The organism is Janthinobacterium sp. PSPC3-1 (assembly GCF_049896105.1).
In the GTDB taxonomy this organism is placed as follows: domain Bacteria; phylum Pseudomonadota; class Gammaproteobacteria; order Burkholderiales; family Burkholderiaceae_D; genus Janthinobacterium.
Window position 1 is genome coordinate 80,462 of sequence record NZ_JAFCTQ010000002.1, and the last position, 16,071, is coordinate 96,532.

The following is a 16,071-nucleotide window of genomic DNA, read 5'->3' on the forward strand; positions in this document are numbered from 1 at the left end:
CGTCCTTGTCTGGTTCATGAGGTGTCGCGCCACAGCCTCGCCGGCTGGTGCGCAAGAGGTATTCTGTGTTTCAAAAGGGCATGGCAACGGCGTCAAGCGTAAAATAGCGCAACTTTGCATCTTCTACCCTCTGGCCCTATCTCACCATGACTACATTTCGCATCGCTCCCAGCATCCTGTCCGCCGACTTCGCCCGCCTGGGCGAGGAAGTACGCAACGTCGTCACCGCCGGCGCCGACATCATCCACTTCGACGTGATGGATAACCATTATGTGCCGAACCTGACGATCGGCCCGCTGGTCTGCGAAGCCATCCGCCCGCATGTGCAAGTGCCCATCGACGTGCACCTGATGGTCAAGCCTGTCGATCGCATTATCCCGGATTTCGCCAAAGCCGGTGCGAACATCATCACCTTCCATCCGGAAGCGTCGGAGCATCTGGACCGTTCGCTGCAGCTGATCCGCGACAACGGCTGCAAGGCCGGCCTGGTGTTCAACCCGGGCACGCCGCTGCATTACCTGGAGCATGTGATGGACAAGATCGACATCATCCTGATCATGTCGGTCAATCCCGGTTTCGGCGGCCAGTCCTTTATTCCGCAGGCCTTGAAAAAAATCGCCGAAGCGCGCCGCATGATCGATGAATCGGGCCGTGACATCATGCTCGAAGTCGACGGCGGCATCAAGATCGACAATATCGCCGCGGCAGCCGCTGCCGGCGCCGACACCTTTGTCGCCGGCTCGGCCATCTTCGGCAAGCCTGACTACAAGGCCGTGATCGACGCCATGCGCGCCGAGTTGGCCAAGACAGTGGCCAAGACGGTGAGCAACTGATGGCGGCGGGCACGGTGAAACATGCAGTGCTGGCCGGCGTGCGCGCCGCCATTATCGACCTCGATGGCACGATGCTCGACACCGTGCCCGACTTTCATGTCGCCATCAACGGCATGCGCGGCGAATTCGAGCTGCCGCCGATCAGCGCCGAAGCGATTTCGCTGATGATAGGCAAGGGCTCGGAAAACCTGATCCGCACGGTACTGGCGCTGGACTTCGACCCTGCCGGCGTGGAGCAGCGTTTCGAACAGGCGATGGATGGCTACCAGCGCCATTACCTGGCGATCAACGGCCAGTACAGCACCCTGTACCCGGACGTGGAAAAGGGCCTGGCGGCGATGAAGGCGGCCGGGCTGCGCCTGGCCTGCGTCACCAACAAGCCGATCGCGTTCGCCCTGCCCCTCTTGAAGCTGAAAAATCTCGATCAGTACTTCGAGATCGTCTACGGCGGCGACTCGCTGGCGAAGAAGAAACCGGACCCGCTGCCCTTGCTGCAGGTGTGCGCGGACTTCGACCTGGCGCCGTCGACCGTGGTGGCCATCGGCGACTCGTCGAACGACGCGCAAGCGGCCCGCGCTGCGGGTTGCCCCGTGTTGACGGTACCGTATGGCTACAACCACGGACACTCTATACACGATACCGATTCCGATGGTATAGTAAATACGCTGCTCGAAGCGGCTCATGTCATAAGCATGCAAGTGGTTCAACCCTGATTCGACACTCAACCGCATACTGACCAAACCCAACACCTTATCGTGAACACGTTTCTCATCAAAAAACACAATGTCACCCAAACCGGCTCGATTGAGGCCTGGCTTTGGCGACGCTGGCAATCCTGGCAGGCCTGAGGCCGAGCCGTACGATGATTGCTGTCGTGTGCACGCTTGCATGCGACAGGTTTTTTGATAACCCACTGCGGGCGCTGTGCACACTTGCACCCCTGCGGCATGGAGAGACACATGACCGAACTCGAATTCAAATCGCTGGCCCAGCAAGGCTATAACCGCATCCCATTGATCGCGGAAGCCTTCGCCGACCTGGAAACCCCGCTCACCTTGTACCTGAAACTGGCGCAGACCCAGCAGGGCGGCAAGAACACCTTTCTGCTCGAATCGGTCGTCGGCGGCGAACGCTTCGGACGTTTTTCGTTCATCGGCCTGCCCGCCACCACCGTGCTGCGCACGTTTGGCAACCGCACCGAGATCGTCAAGAACGGCGCCGTGATCGAGGTGCACGAAGGCAATCCGCTCGACTTCATCGAACAGTACCAGTCGCGTTTCAAGGTGGCGCTGCGCCCCGGCATGCCGCGTTTCTGCGGCGGCCTGGCCGGCTACTTCGGCTACGACACGGTGCGCCATATCGAGAAAAAGCTGGCCGGCGGTGCGCCGAAAGACGACCTGGGCCTGCCCGATATCCAGCTGATGGTGACCGAAGAACTGGCCGTGATCGACAACCTGTCCGGCAAACTGTATCTGATCGTCTATGCCGACACCACCCAGCCCGAGTCCTTCAGCAAAGCGCGCCAGCGCCTGAAAGACCTGCGCATGATGCTGCGCCGCGGCGTCGACGCCCCCGTCACCAGCAGCTCGGTGCGCACCGAAACCATCCGCGATTTCTCGAAAGAAGACTACCTGAAGGCGGTCGCCAGGGCGCATGAATACGTGATGGCGGGCGATTTGATGCAGGTGCAGATCGGCCAGCGCATCCGCAAGCCTTACGTTGACTCTCCGCTGACCCTGTACCGCGCGCTGCGTTCGCTGAATCCGTCGCCATACATGTACTTCTATAACTTCGGCGACATGCAGATCATCGGCGCTTCGCCCGAGATTTTGGTGCGCAACGAGACCACGCCGGACGGCGGCAAGAAAGTGACCCTGCGCCCGATCGCCGGCACGCGTCCGCGCGGCGCCACGCCCGAGCGCGACGCGGAACTGTCCGCCGAACTGCTGGCCGATCCGAAAGAGATCGCCGAACACGTGATGCTGATCGACCTGGCGCGCAACGACATCGGCCGCATTGCGACGACGGGCAGCGTGCAGGTCACCGACCGCATGGTGATCGAAAAATACTCGCATGTGCAGCACATCGTCTCGAACGTGGAAGGCACCCTGAAAGACGGCCTGTCCAACCTCGACGTGCTGCGCGCCACCTTCCCGGCCGGCACCCTGACCGGCGCGCCGAAAGTGCGCGCCATGGAAGTGATCGACGAACTGGAAATCACCAAGCGCGGCATCTATGGCGGCGCCTGCGGCTACCTGTCGTTTGGCGGCGAAATGGACGTGGCGATCGCGATCCGCACCGGCGTGATCAAAGACGGCATGCTGTACGTGCAGGCCGCGGCCGGCATCGTGGCCGACTCGATCCCGGAAATGGAATGGCAGGAAACCGAAAACAAGGCGCGCGCCGTGCTGCGCGCCGCCGAACAAGTACAAGATGGCCTGGATGGGGAGTTTTAAGATGCTGCTGATGATCGACAACTATGACTCCTTCACCTACAACATCGTGCAGTATTTCGGCGAACTGGGCGAAGACGTGCGCGTGTACCGCAACGATGAAATCACCATCGCCGAAATCGAGGCGCTGAACCCGGACCGCATCTGCATCTCGCCCGGCCCGAAAGCGCCAGCGCAGGCCGGCATTTCGGTGGAAGTGCTGAAACACTTCGCCGGCAAGAAACCGATACTGGGCGTCTGCCTGGGCCACCAGGCCATCGGCGAAGCATTTGGCGGCAAGGTGATCCGCGCCAAGCAGGTCATGCATGGCAAAACTTCTGTCATCGCGCATACCGGCGTGGGCGTCTTCAAGGACCTGCCCTCCCCCTTCACAGTGATCCGCTACCACTCACTGGCAATCGAACGCGCCTCGCTGCCTTCCTGCCTGGAAGTGACGGCGTGGACCGACGACGGCGAAATCATGGGCGTGCGCCACCGGGAATTCGATATCGAGGGCGTGCAGTTCCACCCCGAATCGATCCTGTCGGAGCACGGCCACGCCCTGCTGAAGAATTTTCTCGAGCGCTGATTTTTTCCCGGCACGCCCCCGGCGTGCCCTCAGTGTCCTCCTGCGCCATCATTGAAGAAGGAAGCATCATGCCGATCACCCCACAAGAAGCCCTGCTGCGCTGTATCGAACACCGCGAAATCTTTCACGACGAAATGCTGTACCTGTTCCGCCAGATCATGTCCGGCGAAATGTCGCCCACCATGATCGCGGCACTGACCATGGGCCTGCGCGTGAAAAAGGAAACCATCGGCGAAATCGCCGCCGCCGCGCAAGTGATGCGCGAGTTTTCCACCAAGGTGCCGATGGCCGACACCACCAACCTGCTCGACATTGTCGGCACCGGCGGCGACGGCGCGCATACCTTCAATATCTCCACCGCCTCGATGTTCGTGGCGGCGGCGGCCGGCGCGCGCGTGGCCAAGCATGGCGGACGCAGCGTCTCGTCCTCGTCCGGCAGCGCCGACGTGCTGGACTCGCTGGGCGTCAACATCAACCTGCAGCCCGAGCAGATCGCCCAGTCGATCGCGCAGACCGGCATCGGCTTCATGTACGCGCCGAACCACCACGCCGCCATGAAGCATGCGGCGCCGGTGCGCCGCGAACTGGGCGTGCGCACCATCTTCAACATCCTGGGTCCGCTGACCAATCCGGCCGGCGCGCCGAACATCTTGATGGGCGTATTCCACGCCGACCTGGTCGGCATCCAGGTGCGCGTGCTGCAGCGCCTCGGGGCGCAGCACGCCATCGTGGTCTACGGCCGCGACAATATGGACGAAGTGTCGCTGGGCGCCGGCACCATGGTGGGTGAACTGGTCAACGGCGAGATCCGCGAATACGAAATCCACCCGGAAGATTTCGGTTTGCAGATGATCGCCAGCCGCAACCTGAAGGTGGCCGACTCGGTCGAATCGAAAGCGAAGATGATGGAAGCGCTGCGCGGCGAGCCTGGCGCCGCTTCCGATATCGTGGCCCTGAACGCGGGCACGGCGCTGTATGCGGCCGGCGTGGCCAGCTCGATCGAAGATGGCCTGGCGCGTGCGCGCACGGCCGTCAGCTCGGGCGCGGCGCTGGCGAAACTCGAGCAGTTCGTGCGCGTCACGCAGCAGCTGGGCGCCCCGGCGCAAGCGTAATCCTCACCGCAACCTATGGAATAGCGACCATCATGTCCGACATACTCGATAAAATCCTGGCCGTGAAAGCCGATGAAGTGGCCAAGGCCAAGGCCTACCGCAGCCTGGCCAGCCTGCGCGGCGACGTCGAAAACGACAGCGCCCTGCGCGCCGACCTGCGCAATTTTGAAGCGAGCCTGCGCCAGCACATCGCCGATGGCAAACCTGGCATCATCGCCGAAGTAAAAAAGGCCTCGCCGTCGAAAGGCGTGATCCGCGCCGACTTCCGCCCGGCCGACATTGCCGCCAGCTATGCCCAGCACGGCGCGGCCTGCCTGTCGGTGCTGACCGATGTGCAGTTCTTTCAAGGCTCGGTCGAATACCTGCGGCAGGCACGCGCCGCTTGCGCGATTCCCGTGCTGCGCAAGGACTTCATGGTCGACATGTACCAGATCTATGAAGCGCGCGCGATGGGCGCCGACTGCATTTTGCTGATCGTCGCCGCGCTCGACCATGGCCTTATGGCCGAGATGGAGGCCTGCGCCCACGAGCTGGGCATGGGCGTGCTGATCGAAAGCCACGACGGCGCCGAACTCGATGCGGCTTTAAAACTCAAGAGCGCGCTGATCGGCATCAACAACCGCAACCTGCGCACCTTCGAGACGTCGCTGGAGACCACCATCGGTCTCTTGCCACGCATCGGGCAGGACAAATTGATCATTACGGAGTCCGGCATCCTCGGCACGGCCGACGTGCAGCGCATGCGCGCGGCCAATGTGCACAGCTTCCTGGTGGGCGAAGCGTTCATGCGCGCACCGGACCCGGGCGTGGAACTGGCGCGTTTGTTCAGTTAAATCACACCGGCGGCCTTGACGACGCTCAGGCCGCCGATATCGAATTCGATGCGGTCGCGGCCATTTTCCTTGGCCAGGTACAGCGCCGCGTCGGCGCGCGACAGCAACTGCTCCAGTTCTTCATGTTCCGACGCCTGGCAGGCCACGCCGATGCTCACGGTGCAGGACGGCAGTCCCTTGCCATTCGGTGCGCACAGCAGGCCGCGGAGTCGTTCTGCCGCGCTGAGGGCATGATGCGGCGCCATGTCGGGCATCAGCACGACGAATTCCTCGCCACCGAAACGCGCCACGCAGTCGGCTTCGCGCAGCGCGCCGCTGATGACCATGGCCACATGCGCCAGCACCTGGTCGCCCACGGCATGGCCATGCCGGTCATTGATCAACTTGAAATAATCGAGGTCGATACTGAGCAAGGTCAGCGGACGGCGATGGCGCCGCAGGCTCGCCTTGGCGCGCGCATAGCAGTCGCCAAAGCCGCGCCGGTTCAATACCTGCGTCAGCGGATCGTGGGTCGAACGACGCTCCAGGATGGTCTGCAGGCGGCGCGTGGCCATGGTCATGAACCCCACTGTCAGCAGCAGCGCCATGAAATTGGCGGCCGCCAGGTAGATACTGGCGCGCGTGCCGGCCGCCAGCATGTCGACCACGCTGACGCCGCCCTGCAACAGCGCCGCGACGCCGCGCGTCAGCACCACGCCGGCTTGCACCAGCATCAAGCCGCCGAAGAAAAAACTCGAAAAGTGCCGCTCGCCGTGCGACCACACCAGCTGCGCCTGGCGCGCATAGAACAGGAAGACGGTCAGCGAAAAAATCGCCACGCGCATGGAAAAATCGCTGTGCGCCAGCAGCCACCAGGCCAGGCCGGCCGTGCCAAGGACACAGGCCAGCGCATAAAAACGCAGGCTGGGCTTCTGGCCGTAGAATTTTTCCGTGCCCAGCATCGACAGGCCGATGCCCAGCAACAGGCTGGCATTGGCGCCCAGCAGCGAGACCGCATCGGGCAGGACGTGACGCGTGCCGAACAGCACGGAAGCGCAGACCAGCAGCAGCAAGCCGGCCGACCAGTGGCCCAGGCCGTCCACTTCGCGCCGGAAGCTGCGATACACGGAAAACATGACGATCGTCATGGCTGCGCACATCAGGGTGGTCATCAGCATGATGGTGCGAGGATCGAGTGTTTCCACGGTCATGCAGAGCCTAAAGAGTAATTACAATGATTTTAGTTCAGTTATGGCCAGTTTCAGGAAAATATCATGTTGCGCTCTCAACCGCACAAGCTCATGGGTGGCGGCAGAGCGAAGGCAACACTGGCATCGCCGGCGATTTCGACACGGTCGCGGCCCAGTTGCTTGGCCCGGTACAGCGCCCGGTCGGAGCGCAGCAGCAGGCTGTCGAGCTCTTCGCCCTGCACGTGCTGGCAGGCGATGCCGATGCTGAGCGTATAGGCCGGCAAGCCCGGTACCGCGCGCGGCTGGCGCAATGCATGCCGGATGCGCTGCGCCACCAGTTCGGCGCGCGCCTGCCGGGTATCGGACAGCAGCACCACGAACTCCTCGCCGCCGAAACGCGCCACCGCGTCGCTGCCGCGCAGCACGCCGCTGATCACCGCTGCCACGTCGATCAGCACCTGGTCGCCCACGGCATGGCCATGCACGTCATTGATGGCCTTGAAAAAATCCAGGTCGATGCTCATCACGGCGATCGGCATGCCGCCGCGCCGCGCCCGCGCGCTTTGCCTGGCATGGACTTCGCCAAAGCCGCGCCGGTTCAATACCGATGTCAGCGGATCGCGGTTCGAACGCTGTTCCAGCAACATGTGCAGCTGGCGCGTGGCCACCGTCATGAAACCGACCGGCAGCAGCAAGGTCATGAAGGACAGGATGGCCAGATACATGCTGTGATGGGGGCCGCCATGCAGGATGTCATAGCCGGCACCGCCCGCCTGCAAGGCCGTGATGCCGCGATGCAGCAAGGCCAGCGAAGGCAGCAGGCTCAAGGCGCAGAAAAGCCAGGTGGTCAAGTGGCGCTCGCCATGGCGCGCGATGACCACCGCCTGGTTGAACAGCAATGCCATCATCAGGAAGGAATACATCGCCACGCGGGTGGGAAAGTCGGGCCGCCAGACCAGCCAGATCAGCATCACCACCAGGCCCAGCAGCCAGGTCACGTGGAACAGGCCCCACCCCGGCGGTTGGCCATAAAAGCGCTGGGTGCCGATCATCTGCATGCCGGCGCCCCACAGGAAAACAGAATTGGCAATCGGCAACAAAATAAGTTCCGGCACCAGGCCGGTCAGCGCGAACAAGGCGCTGGCCAGTATCAGTCCCGACAGGCCAAGCACCCAGTCCCGCAGGCCGCGCACGGAAAGCGGGAAGCTGCGCTGCGCGGAAAACATGACCACTGCCATGGCTATCGCCATCACAGTGAACATTAAAATAATAGTGGCGGGGTCGAGTTTCACAGGGAGAGGATACGGTGGCGGAAAGTCGCGCCAAACATGCCGAAAAGCATGATAAATTTCGCGACAGAAATTGTACCTTGAAACTCCGTATTAAAACTACTGGCGGGTCCAATCTTGCCATAGCAGTGATACGCTGCCCCGCCATTTACCAGCTTTTACAACATCTGCGCCGTCGGCCGTTTCCAAGCCGATAATTTTTTCGATGCCGGCAAGATAACAAAATTGACATTCGGTACACGGTCGCCCTGCAGGCTGGCCGTAAAGGTCATCAGCTCGTCGCGGCGGAATGCATGGATCGCCACCTGGGCGCCGACCGCGTAGCGCGACAGCAGGTTGTCCAGGTTGCTGCCCGTCACGCGCAGGCCGTCCAGCGCCACCAGCACATCGCCTGCCGACAGGCCGGCCTGGTGGGCGGCGCCACCCTGGTGGACCTGCGCCAGCTTCGCGTCGCTGGCCAGGTTCACGTCCAGGCTCGGTTTTTCGCCTTTGCGCACATCGCTGTATTTCACGCCGAACGGCGCCAGCAGGCGCGCCAGCGGCACGTCGTCGGTGCCGCGGATATAGCGCTCGAAGAACGGTTTCATGCGCGTGCCGCTGATTTCATCGAACAGCGCCTCGACCTCGGCCGGCGTCACGCCGCGGCCTTCGCCTTTCCTGTTTCCTTTACCCTGGTAGAAATCGCGGCCATAACGCTGCCACAGCGCCTGCATCACGTCATCGAGCGACTGCTCGCCGCCGGACTTGCTGCGGATGGTCAGGTCCAGCGCCAGCGCGATCAGCGAACCCTTGGTGTAGTAGCTGACGATGGCGTTCGGCGCATTTTCGTCCTGGCGGTAGTATTTGCCCCAGGCGTCAAAACTCGAATCGGCCACGCTCTGCTTGGTGCGGCCGCTGCCGCGCAAGACGCTGTTGACGGTCTTGCCCAGCAGTTTGAAATAGGCCGCTTCGTCGATCAGGCCGGCGCGCACCAGCATCAGGTCATCGTAATAGCTGGTAAAGCCTTCGAACAGCCACAGCAGCGGCGTATAGCTTTCCGCCTGCAGCTGGTACGGCGCAAACGCGGCCGGCTTGATGCGCTTGACGTTCCAGGTATGGAAATACTCGTGGCTGCACAGGCCGAGGAACTTCAGGTAGCCGTCGCCGATCTCGGCGCTGGTGGAAGCCGTGGTCGGCAGGTCGGCGCGCGCGCAGATCAGCGCGGTCGAGGCGCGGTGCTCCAGCCCGCCATAGCCATCACCCACCGCCATGGTCATGAACACATAGCGGTCCATCGGCGCTTTTTTGCTCTTCGGCTCGAAAAAGGCGATCTGGGTTTCGCAGATGGCTTTCAGGTCGCGGCACAAGCGGTCGAGGTCCAGGTTCGGCACCTTGCCGGTGACGACGATATCGTGCGGCACGCCATGCGCCTTGAAAGTGGCCAGCGCGAAGTCGCCCATTTCCACCGGGTGGTCGATCAGCTCGTCGTAATTGGCGGCCTGGTAGCTGCCGAAGCCATAGCGCTTGGCTTTCAGTTCGGGCAAGGTGGTGGCCACGCGCCAGTTCCTGCAGGCGGCGTCCTTCGGCTGCACGATGTTCACTTCGTGCGGTTCGGATTCCTGACCCAGCACGCTCAAAAAGACGCTGGTGCCGTTGAAAAAGCCGTGGTTCTGGTCCAGGTGGGCGGCGCGCACCGACAGGTCCCAGGCATACACGTCGTATTCGACCGTCAGGGCGCCGTCGCAGGGCGCGGCCTGCCATGAGTGTTTGTCGAGCTTGGCCAGCGCCACGGCCTTGCCGCCGCATTCGGCGCGGATGCTGACGATATTGCGCGAAAATTCGCGGATCATGTAGCTGCCCGGGATCCAGGCCGGCAGCGACAGCACCTGGCCGATGGCGGCCGGCTGGCTGACTGTCAGGCTGACGCGGAACAGGTGGCCGGCCAGGTCCAGCGCGGCGATGGTGTAGATGATGCCGGCGGCGGGCGCTCTGGCGATGACTTTTTTGACTGGTGCTTTTTTCATGTTTTCCTCGTGATTACAAATCGTCTGGCGTATCGATGTCGCGCAAGACGCCATTATCGGTCACGGCCACTTCGCGCGCCACATGGCTGCGCACGATGGCGCGCGCGCCCTGGTCGCCGTCCAGCGCCAGCAGCAGCGGCAGGTGGAAGGCACTGAACGCCACCGGATTGCCGCGCCGGCCCTGGCACACCGGTACCGCGATGTGCGCCCCGTCGCCGATCGCCTGCGACAGGGCGGCGATGGTCGCCGGCGCCACGTACGGCATGTCGCCCAGCGCGATCAGCCAGCCCGGCGCGCCGCGCGCGTAATCGATGGCGCAGGTCAGCGACGCCGCCATGCCCGTATCGGCATCATGGCAGACGCGCACTTCGCAGCCCAGGGACCCGAGCAGGCGCGCGACCTGCGTGTCGTCCGGGCGCACCACGGCGATCACGCGCGGCAGCGCGGCCAGCAGGTTGCGGGCCGCCGCCACCACCACCGCCTGGCCCGCGTACGGACCTTCGGGCAGCGGCTGCAGCAATTTGTTCTGCACGCCGGAAGGGTCGAAACGCCGTCCCCTGCCGGCCGCCAGCAAAATGCCGATCATGCTTGCGCCAGGGTGGTGGCGGCATCCTTGATGGCGGCGCGGATGCGTTGATAGGTGCCGCAGCGGCAGATATTGCCGCTCATGGCGCTGTCGATATCGGCGTCGCTGGGCGACTGGTTGGCGCGCAGCAGCGCCGTTGCGCTCATCACCTGGCCGCTCTGACAATAGCCGCATTGCGGCACGTCGTGGCGCACCCAGGCCGCCTGTATTGCGCTGCCCACCTGGTCGTTTTCCATCGCTTCGATGGTGGTGATCTTTTGCCGGCCCACCATTGATATCGGCGTGATGCACGCGCGGATCGGCTGGCCGTCCAGGTGCACGGTGCAGGCGCCGCACAGGGCCGCGCCGCAGCCGAACTTGGTGCCGGTCAGGTTCAGGTTGTCGCGCAGCGCCCACAGCACCGGGGTGGACGGATCGGCATCGACCTGCATGTCGCGACCATTGATATTCAAGGTGATCATCTGCGGCTCTGGCTCTTTATTGGGATGGCATGGCGCCAACGCTCCATGATACCCAAAAAGCGCGAAAAAAATGGCGAAAAAAAGCGCGCCTGCGAGGGCGCGCCTGTCGGTCCTGCCTACCGTTGCTTACTTGACGGTCGACAGTTTCTGTTCCAGCGTCTTGGTATCGATCGCGCCCGGAATGCGGCTGCCGTCGGCAAAGAAGATCGCCGGCGTGCCCGAGACGCGCAATTGCTGGCCCAGCGCCAGGATCTTGTCGTGCGGGTTGGCGCAGCTGGCCGCCACCGTGGCCGGCACTTTACCGTTCAGCATCCAGTCGTCCCAGGCCTTGTTGCGGTCCGGTGCGCACCAGATATTGCGCGACTTGGTGATCGAGTCCGGCGACAGGATGTTGTACATGAAGGTGTAGACGGTGACGTTGTCGATTTCCTTCAACGCGTTCTGGCGGAAGCGCTTGCAATAGCCGCAGTTCGGATCTTCGAACACGGCGATCACGCGCTTGCCATTGCCCTTGACGGTTTTCAGGGCCGAGCCCAGCGGCAGGTCCGAGAACTTGATGCGGTTGACTTCGTCCAGGCGTTCCTTGGTCAGGTCCTGCGAGGTCTTGGCGTCGAACACGTGGCCGACGAACAGGTATTGCGCATTCTTGTCGGTGTACAGGATATCGCCGCCGGTACGCACTTCGTACAGGCCGGCGTACGGGGTTTCCTTGATCGAGTCGACCGTGGCGCCTTCGCCCAGGCGTGGCTCGATCAGCTTCTTGATAGTCGCTTCCACCGGGGTCTCGGCGCCGGCGCACGACATCAGCAGGCCGGACGTCACCAGCAATGCCATTTTGCTTATTTTAATCACTTACTTCTCCAATTGATCACAAAACAATCGCCGCAGCCTTCCAGCTGCGGCGATCTTGATGCGGATTTGCTGTCAGCGCTGATTGCCCAATGCATGCGAAATCATTTTCCGCTTCAGCGCCGGCAATTTATCCAGCAAGTTTAATCCCAAATTGCGAACCACGCGCAGCGGCTCCAGATCGGTGCCGAACAGGCGCGCCAGGCCATCGGTCGCCATCAGCATCAGCATCACGTCTTCCTTGCGCGCGCGCGCATAACGGGCCAGCACGCGCTCGTCGCCGATGCCGCGGTGCGCTTCGCGTTCGCCGATGGTTTTCACCAGCTGCGCCACATCGGCAAAACCGAGGTTCATGCCGTGGCCCGCCATCGGATGGACCACGTGAGCGGCGTCGCCGACCAGCGCCACGCGCGGCGCCACCATGGCGTGCGGACGGATCAGGCGCAGCGGGAAGGCGCGTATCAATTCGGGCTGCAAGGGCGTCAGGGTGCCCAGCTTGTCGTGGCACCAGGCGGACAGGCGCGCGGCCAGCTGCGTGGCCGATTCGGCCTGCAGGGTATCGGCCAGCGCATCGGGCGCCGACCAGACCAGTGAAACGCGGTCGCCCGGCAGCGGCAGCAGCGCGATAATTCCGTCGGCGCCCGTAAACCACTGGTGGGCCGCGCCATGATGCGGCTTTTCGCAGGCGAAGTTGCTGACCACGCCGCGCTGGCCATACGGGCGGTAATCGAGGCCGATATCGCACTGGCCGCGCACCCACGACTGCGCGCCGTCGGCGCCCACCACCAGCGAGGAGGTGATGCTGTCGCCGCCTTCGAGGTGCACGATGGCGGCGTCCGCCGTCCATTCCAGGCGCGTGGCGTGGCCCTGCACCAGGTTGACGTTCTGCGCGAATTTCAGGGCCGCGTCCAGTGCCTGGCCCAGGTTGCGGTCTTCGATGATCCAGGCCAGGGTACCCACGTGGGCGCCGTAGGCGTCGAAGCCCAGCGCCCCGGCCTGCGCGCCATCGCCGTTGACCAGCATGGCGTCGACCGGCGCCACGCGGGCGGCGTCGAGCGCACCCCATACCTTCAGGGACGACAGCAGCTGGTGGGCCGTGTGATTGAGCGCAAACACGCGCACATCCCAGCTGGCGTCGTCAAGCGGCGCGGACGGCCTGGCCGGGCACAGCAGGGTGACGCTCTGCCCGGCCTGGGCAAACGCCAGCGCCGTGGTTTTCGCGATGGCGCCGTCGCCGACGATGCAAACGTCGCTGTGGCTGTGCATGAAGCGCCGCATGGAGGGGGAGGATGGACTGTTCATGCGGCCATTATAGCGTTTGCACCGGCCCTTTCAGATAGTCCGGAAGTACAGTGCGGCGACCTCAGGATCAAGCGGTGCCATGAAACACGGGGAGCACATATTGCGCGATTTCCTGCATGGTGTCGTCCAGCGGCCGGCGGTTCTGCCGCAACTGCAAGCCGATATGGCGCACGCCCGCCTCGCGCATCGCCTCCAGTTCCGCAATCAAGCCATCGCGCCCCGTGCGGGCGCCGAAGCGGAAACGCTGCAGCGGCATGGCGGGGTCCTGGTCCAGGTCCAGGTGGATAAAGCTGACATAAGGCTTGCCCTCACCCGCTACCGCGCGCCACTGTGCCGCGCGGCGCGCATGGTCGTCGGGCGTGCCCGGATACGCGAGCCAGCCATCCATCTGCTCGCCGATCCAGGCCGGCGACTGCTGCGCCAGCCCCGCCACCAGCAGCGGCAAGCGCGTGGCCGGCCGGGGCAGCAAGCGGATGCCGGCCGGCAGGTGCGCCGTACCCCAGTCGCGCAGCATGGCGACCTGCTCGCGAAAGGCCGCGCCGCGCTGCTCGAAATCGCGCCCGAATACCGGATATTCCACCGGCCGGTCGCCGCTGGCCACGCCCAGCAGCAAGCGCCCGCCGCTCAACTGGTCGACGCTGGCGGCCGCCTTCAGGGTCAGCACCGGCTCGCGCAGCGGCAGCACCACGGCGGCAGTGCCCAGCAAGATATGCTCGGTGATGCCGGCCAGGTAGCCCAGATAGGTAAACACCTCGAACACCTGCGCCGCGTCGCCGAACGACGGGTCGTACAAAGGCACGTCGCGCAGCCACAGCGCGCGAAAACCGAGGCGGTCGGCCAGCCTGGCCAGCTGCGCGTGGCGCCGCAGGTCCGGCTCGCCCGGCACGCGGCTGGAGGCCGCATTGGCCTGGCGCCCGATCGACGACCAGTCATTATCGAGCGGCAGTTCCAGGCCGATGCTCAAGCCCTGTTGCCCCAGCTTGTGCAGGGCGCTCATGCCGATGCCTCTGCAGTCGATGTGTCCTGGCCGGCGTGGTGCGGTGATGGGGCGTTCATGCGATTTTTCTCCATGGATGATGGTGCAAGGTCCCTGCCAATGGCAGCGGTGCCGATCACCGCACTATGCACCCATCTTTTATTGAGAAAAATACCGTTTATATCAATTCATATTTGACTTGGATGCAATGAAATGCGCTGCCGCATAAAAAAACAGGCGAAATCGCCGCCGGCTCTTGCATTCATGTTTTGGTCTGCTATAATTCGCCACCTTGGCCTGGTAGCTCAGTCGGTAGAGCAGAGGATTGAAAATCCTTGTGTCGGTGGTTCGATTCCGCCCCGGGCCACCAAGAATTGGTTTTACGTTCAAAAACGCCACCTTCGGGTGGCGTTTTTGCGTTTGGCGCTCCACTTGCTGGCCCAGCGCCTATGCCGGGGGCACAGGCGTTGGCGACTGCCAGTTACCACATCAAATCATCAGGAATCTGGAACGCCGCATACGGATCATCCTCTTCCACTTGCGTACTGGCCTGCTTGACGCGCACAACGATGGCCGGGTCGCGCTCGGCGATCTTGTCGGCAATAATGCGCGGCACCAGTTCCACCGCGCCCGCCAGGCAGACGATCACCAGGCGCCCTGCCACCAGATGGCCTTGCACGGCCGGCGTGACGTAGATGCGTTCAATCTTGTTGTTGAAGGTGAAGTTGTACGGCACTTCGGCGTGGTTGCCCTTGCTCTGGCGGTTCTTCTGCACCATCTGCGCGATCTGCGCGATGATGGCTTTCTGGTTGGCGGCCGCGTCGCGCTGAGCGTTCAGTTCACGCGCGCGCTCGGCGTTCTTGCGCTGGGTTTCCAGTGCGGCGAGGCGCACTTCGTCGACGCTTTGCGTGCCGCTCTTGCGCTCATCCTTCTTTTGCTTGCTCTTGTCCTGGTTGGCCAGCTTGACCTTTTTCTTGTCGACCAGGCCGGCCTTTAAAAACTGCTCTTGCAACGAGACCATGATTACTACTCCGTATTGAAGATGCGTCGGCGGTGACCGGCGGAAAGACGTAAGCATAGCGCAGGACAAAACGGCCCGCTCACAAAAAAGAGACAAAGAAGCCGACTTCCCTGCCAAAGTTGTTGATAAATGTCATATAGTTAGTTACGTACCGCATATTGATACGCACGCTCAAGCCGCACTCACTCCACCGCCTTCTTGCAAGGAACTGCCATGAAACAACTGATTGCTCTTTGTATCGCCGCCTCGTTTGCCAGCGCAGGGTTTGCCGTCGCGCAAGATGCGGCCCCGGCCGCCAAGACGGCGCAACAAAACAAGATGACCACCTGTAATGCCGATGCCGCCGGCAAGAAAGGCGACGAACGCAAGGCCTTCATGAAGGAATGCCTGAGCGCCAAGCCCGTGCCCGCCACGGGTACGGCCCAGCAAAATAAAATGAAGACGTGCAATGCCGACGCGAAAGACATGAAGGGCGACGAGCGCAAGGCCTTCATGAAGTCGTGCCTGAGTGCGCAAAAAAAATAAGCGCGCCGAAGAAATAAGCATTCGAAAAAATGGCGCTCGGCCCAGCCGCATGGCTGGGCCTGATGCGCAAACTGGCAGGCCTGCAATCGGC

At 63.0% G+C, this 16,071-nt stretch carries 16 protein-coding genes and 1 tRNA gene; 8 read left to right on the forward strand and 9 right to left on the reverse strand.

Annotated elements, in window-relative coordinates:
• Nucleotides 1–146: 146 nt before the first annotated feature.
• The 6 genes from rpe (at nt 147) to trpC (ending at nt 5,799) form a co-directional block, all read left to right on the forward strand.
• Nucleotides 147–833 carry a ribulose-phosphate 3-epimerase gene (gene rpe / locus ACP7B7_RS02580; protein ID WP_308923754.1) on the forward strand — a complete coding sequence of 229 codons (687 nt, stop codon included), beginning with the start codon at nt 147–149 and terminating at the stop codon, nt 831–833.
• Complete coding sequence (locus ACP7B7_RS02585) at nt 833–1,546, forward strand: phosphoglycolate phosphatase (RefSeq protein ID WP_308923753.1); 714 nt, start codon at nt 833–835, stop codon at nt 1,544–1,546. Before rpe ends, ACP7B7_RS02585 begins: the two co-directional genes overlap by 1 nt.
• A 246-nt stretch (nt 1,547–1,792) precedes the next feature.
• A complete protein-coding gene (trpE, locus tag ACP7B7_RS02590; RefSeq protein WP_308923752.1) occupies nt 1,793–3,289 on the forward strand; it encodes an anthranilate synthase component I in 1,497 nt (498 codons plus the stop codon).
• A 1-nt stretch (nt 3,290) separates the two neighbouring features.
• Complete coding sequence (locus tag ACP7B7_RS02595) at nt 3,291–3,854, forward strand: aminodeoxychorismate/anthranilate synthase component II (protein WP_426075634.1); 564 nt, start codon at nt 3,291–3,293, stop codon at nt 3,852–3,854.
• 68 nt (nt 3,855–3,922) lie between these two features.
• Entirely contained in the window at nt 3,923–4,966 is a 1,044-nt protein-coding gene (gene trpD, locus ACP7B7_RS02600) for an anthranilate phosphoribosyltransferase (protein ID WP_308923750.1), read from the forward strand.
• Nucleotides 4,967–4,998: 32 nt separating this feature from the next.
• Nucleotides 4,999–5,799 (forward strand): indole-3-glycerol phosphate synthase TrpC, encoded by an 801-nt coding sequence (gene trpC / locus ACP7B7_RS02605; protein WP_308923749.1) that lies wholly within the window; start codon nt 4,999–5,001, stop codon nt 5,797–5,799.
• Here trpC and ACP7B7_RS02610 read toward each other — a convergent pair.
• From ACP7B7_RS02610 to ACP7B7_RS02645, 8 genes are all read right to left on the reverse strand, one after another.
• Entirely contained in the window at nt 5,796–6,989 is a 1,194-nt protein-coding gene (locus tag ACP7B7_RS02610) for a GGDEF domain-containing protein (protein WP_426075635.1), read from the reverse strand. The genes trpC and ACP7B7_RS02610 overlap by 4 nt on opposite strands.
• Nucleotides 6,990–7,063: 74 nt before the next feature.
• Nucleotides 7,064–8,206, reverse strand: coding sequence for a diguanylate cyclase (locus ACP7B7_RS02615; protein WP_426075636.1), 1,143 nt, complete (start codon nt 8,204–8,206; stop codon nt 7,064–7,066).
• 209 nt (nt 8,207–8,415) lie between these two features.
• Complete coding sequence (locus ACP7B7_RS02620; RefSeq protein ID WP_426075637.1) at nt 8,416–10,260, reverse strand: M61 family metallopeptidase; 1,845 nt, start codon at nt 10,258–10,260, stop codon at nt 8,416–8,418.
• Between the two features lie 13 nt (nt 10,261–10,273).
• Nucleotides 10,274–10,846 (reverse strand): nucleotidyltransferase family protein, encoded by a 573-nt coding sequence (locus ACP7B7_RS02625; protein ID WP_426075638.1) that lies wholly within the window; start codon nt 10,844–10,846, stop codon nt 10,274–10,276.
• Nucleotides 10,843–11,307 (reverse strand): (2Fe-2S)-binding protein, encoded by a 465-nt coding sequence (locus tag ACP7B7_RS02630; protein ID WP_426075639.1) that lies wholly within the window; start codon nt 11,305–11,307, stop codon nt 10,843–10,845. Before ACP7B7_RS02630 ends, ACP7B7_RS02625 begins: the two co-directional genes overlap by 4 nt.
• Before the next feature lie 126 nt (nt 11,308–11,433).
• On the reverse strand, nt 11,434–12,159 hold the full coding sequence (locus ACP7B7_RS02635; RefSeq protein WP_426075640.1) for a DsbC family protein: 726 nt from the start codon (nt 12,157–12,159) through the stop codon (nt 11,434–11,436).
• A 72-nt stretch (nt 12,160–12,231) separates the two neighbouring features.
• On the reverse strand, nt 12,232–13,458 hold the full coding sequence (locus tag ACP7B7_RS02640; RefSeq protein ID WP_426075641.1) for an FAD-dependent monooxygenase: 1,227 nt from the start codon (nt 13,456–13,458) through the stop codon (nt 12,232–12,234).
• Between the two features lie 67 nt (nt 13,459–13,525).
• Complete coding sequence (locus ACP7B7_RS02645) at nt 13,526–14,455, reverse strand: TIGR03571 family LLM class oxidoreductase (protein ID WP_308923741.1); 930 nt, start codon at nt 14,453–14,455, stop codon at nt 13,526–13,528.
• A gap of 273 nt (nt 14,456–14,728) precedes the next feature.
• Between ACP7B7_RS02645 and ACP7B7_RS02650 the strand changes: the two genes are divergently transcribed.
• Nucleotides 14,729–14,804 (forward strand) — tRNA-Phe (locus ACP7B7_RS02650).
• A gap of 111 nt (nt 14,805–14,915) precedes the next feature.
• On the opposite strand, the gene ACP7B7_RS02655 is transcribed toward ACP7B7_RS02650, so the two are convergent.
• Complete coding sequence (locus ACP7B7_RS02655; RefSeq protein WP_308923740.1) at nt 14,916–15,455, reverse strand: DUF2058 domain-containing protein; 540 nt, start codon at nt 15,453–15,455, stop codon at nt 14,916–14,918.
• A 213-nt stretch (nt 15,456–15,668) separates the two neighbouring features.
• Here ACP7B7_RS02655 and ACP7B7_RS02660 point away from each other — a divergent pair, with 213 nt between their 5' ends.
• On the forward strand, nt 15,669–15,980 hold the full coding sequence (locus ACP7B7_RS02660) for a PsiF family protein (protein ID WP_308923739.1): 312 nt from the start codon (nt 15,669–15,671) through the stop codon (nt 15,978–15,980).
• Nucleotides 15,981–16,071: the final 91 nt, after the last annotated feature.

What these genes read in the sequence shown, in the direction of transcription:
- ACP7B7_RS02630 (WP_426075639.1), bottom strand. Translation starts at nt 11,307, where the DNA reads ATGATCACCTTGAATATCAATGGTCGCGACATGCAGGTCGATGCCGAT.
- ACP7B7_RS02625 (WP_426075638.1), bottom strand. Translation starts at nt 10,846, where the DNA reads ATGATCGGCATTTTGCTGGCGGCCGGCAGGGGACGGCGTTTCGACCCT.
- trpE (WP_308923752.1), top strand. Translation starts at nt 1,793, where the DNA reads ATGACCGAACTCGAATTCAAATCGCTGGCCCAGCAAGGCTATAACCGC.
- ACP7B7_RS02640 (WP_426075641.1), bottom strand. Translation starts at nt 13,458, where the DNA reads ATGAACAGTCCATCCTCCCCCTCCATGCGGCGCTTCATGCACAGCCAC.
- trpC (WP_308923749.1), top strand. Translation starts at nt 4,999, where the DNA reads ATGTCCGACATACTCGATAAAATCCTGGCCGTGAAAGCCGATGAAGTG.
- ACP7B7_RS02620 (WP_426075637.1), bottom strand. Translation starts at nt 10,260, where the DNA reads ATGAAAAAAGCACCAGTCAAAAAAGTCATCGCCAGAGCGCCCGCCGCC.
- ACP7B7_RS02615 (WP_426075636.1), bottom strand. Translation starts at nt 8,206, where the DNA reads ATGGCAGTGGTCATGTTTTCCGCGCAGCGCAGCTTCCCGCTTTCCGTG.
- ACP7B7_RS02595 (WP_426075634.1), top strand. Translation starts at nt 3,291, where the DNA reads ATGCTGCTGATGATCGACAACTATGACTCCTTCACCTACAACATCGTG.
- ACP7B7_RS02610 (WP_426075635.1), bottom strand. Translation starts at nt 6,989, where the DNA reads ATGACCGTGGAAACACTCGATCCTCGCACCATCATGCTGATGACCACC.
- trpD (WP_308923750.1), top strand. Translation starts at nt 3,923, where the DNA reads ATGCCGATCACCCCACAAGAAGCCCTGCTGCGCTGTATCGAACACCGC.
- ACP7B7_RS02585 (WP_308923753.1), top strand. Translation starts at nt 833, where the DNA reads ATGGCGGCGGGCACGGTGAAACATGCAGTGCTGGCCGGCGTGCGCGCC.
- rpe (WP_308923754.1), top strand. Translation starts at nt 147, where the DNA reads ATGACTACATTTCGCATCGCTCCCAGCATCCTGTCCGCCGACTTCGCC.
- ACP7B7_RS02660 (WP_308923739.1), top strand. Translation starts at nt 15,669, where the DNA reads ATGAAACAACTGATTGCTCTTTGTATCGCCGCCTCGTTTGCCAGCGCA.
- ACP7B7_RS02655 (WP_308923740.1), bottom strand. Translation starts at nt 15,455, where the DNA reads ATGGTCTCGTTGCAAGAGCAGTTTTTAAAGGCCGGCCTGGTCGACAAG.
- ACP7B7_RS02645 (WP_308923741.1), bottom strand. Translation starts at nt 14,455, where the DNA reads ATGAGCGCCCTGCACAAGCTGGGGCAACAGGGCTTGAGCATCGGCCTG.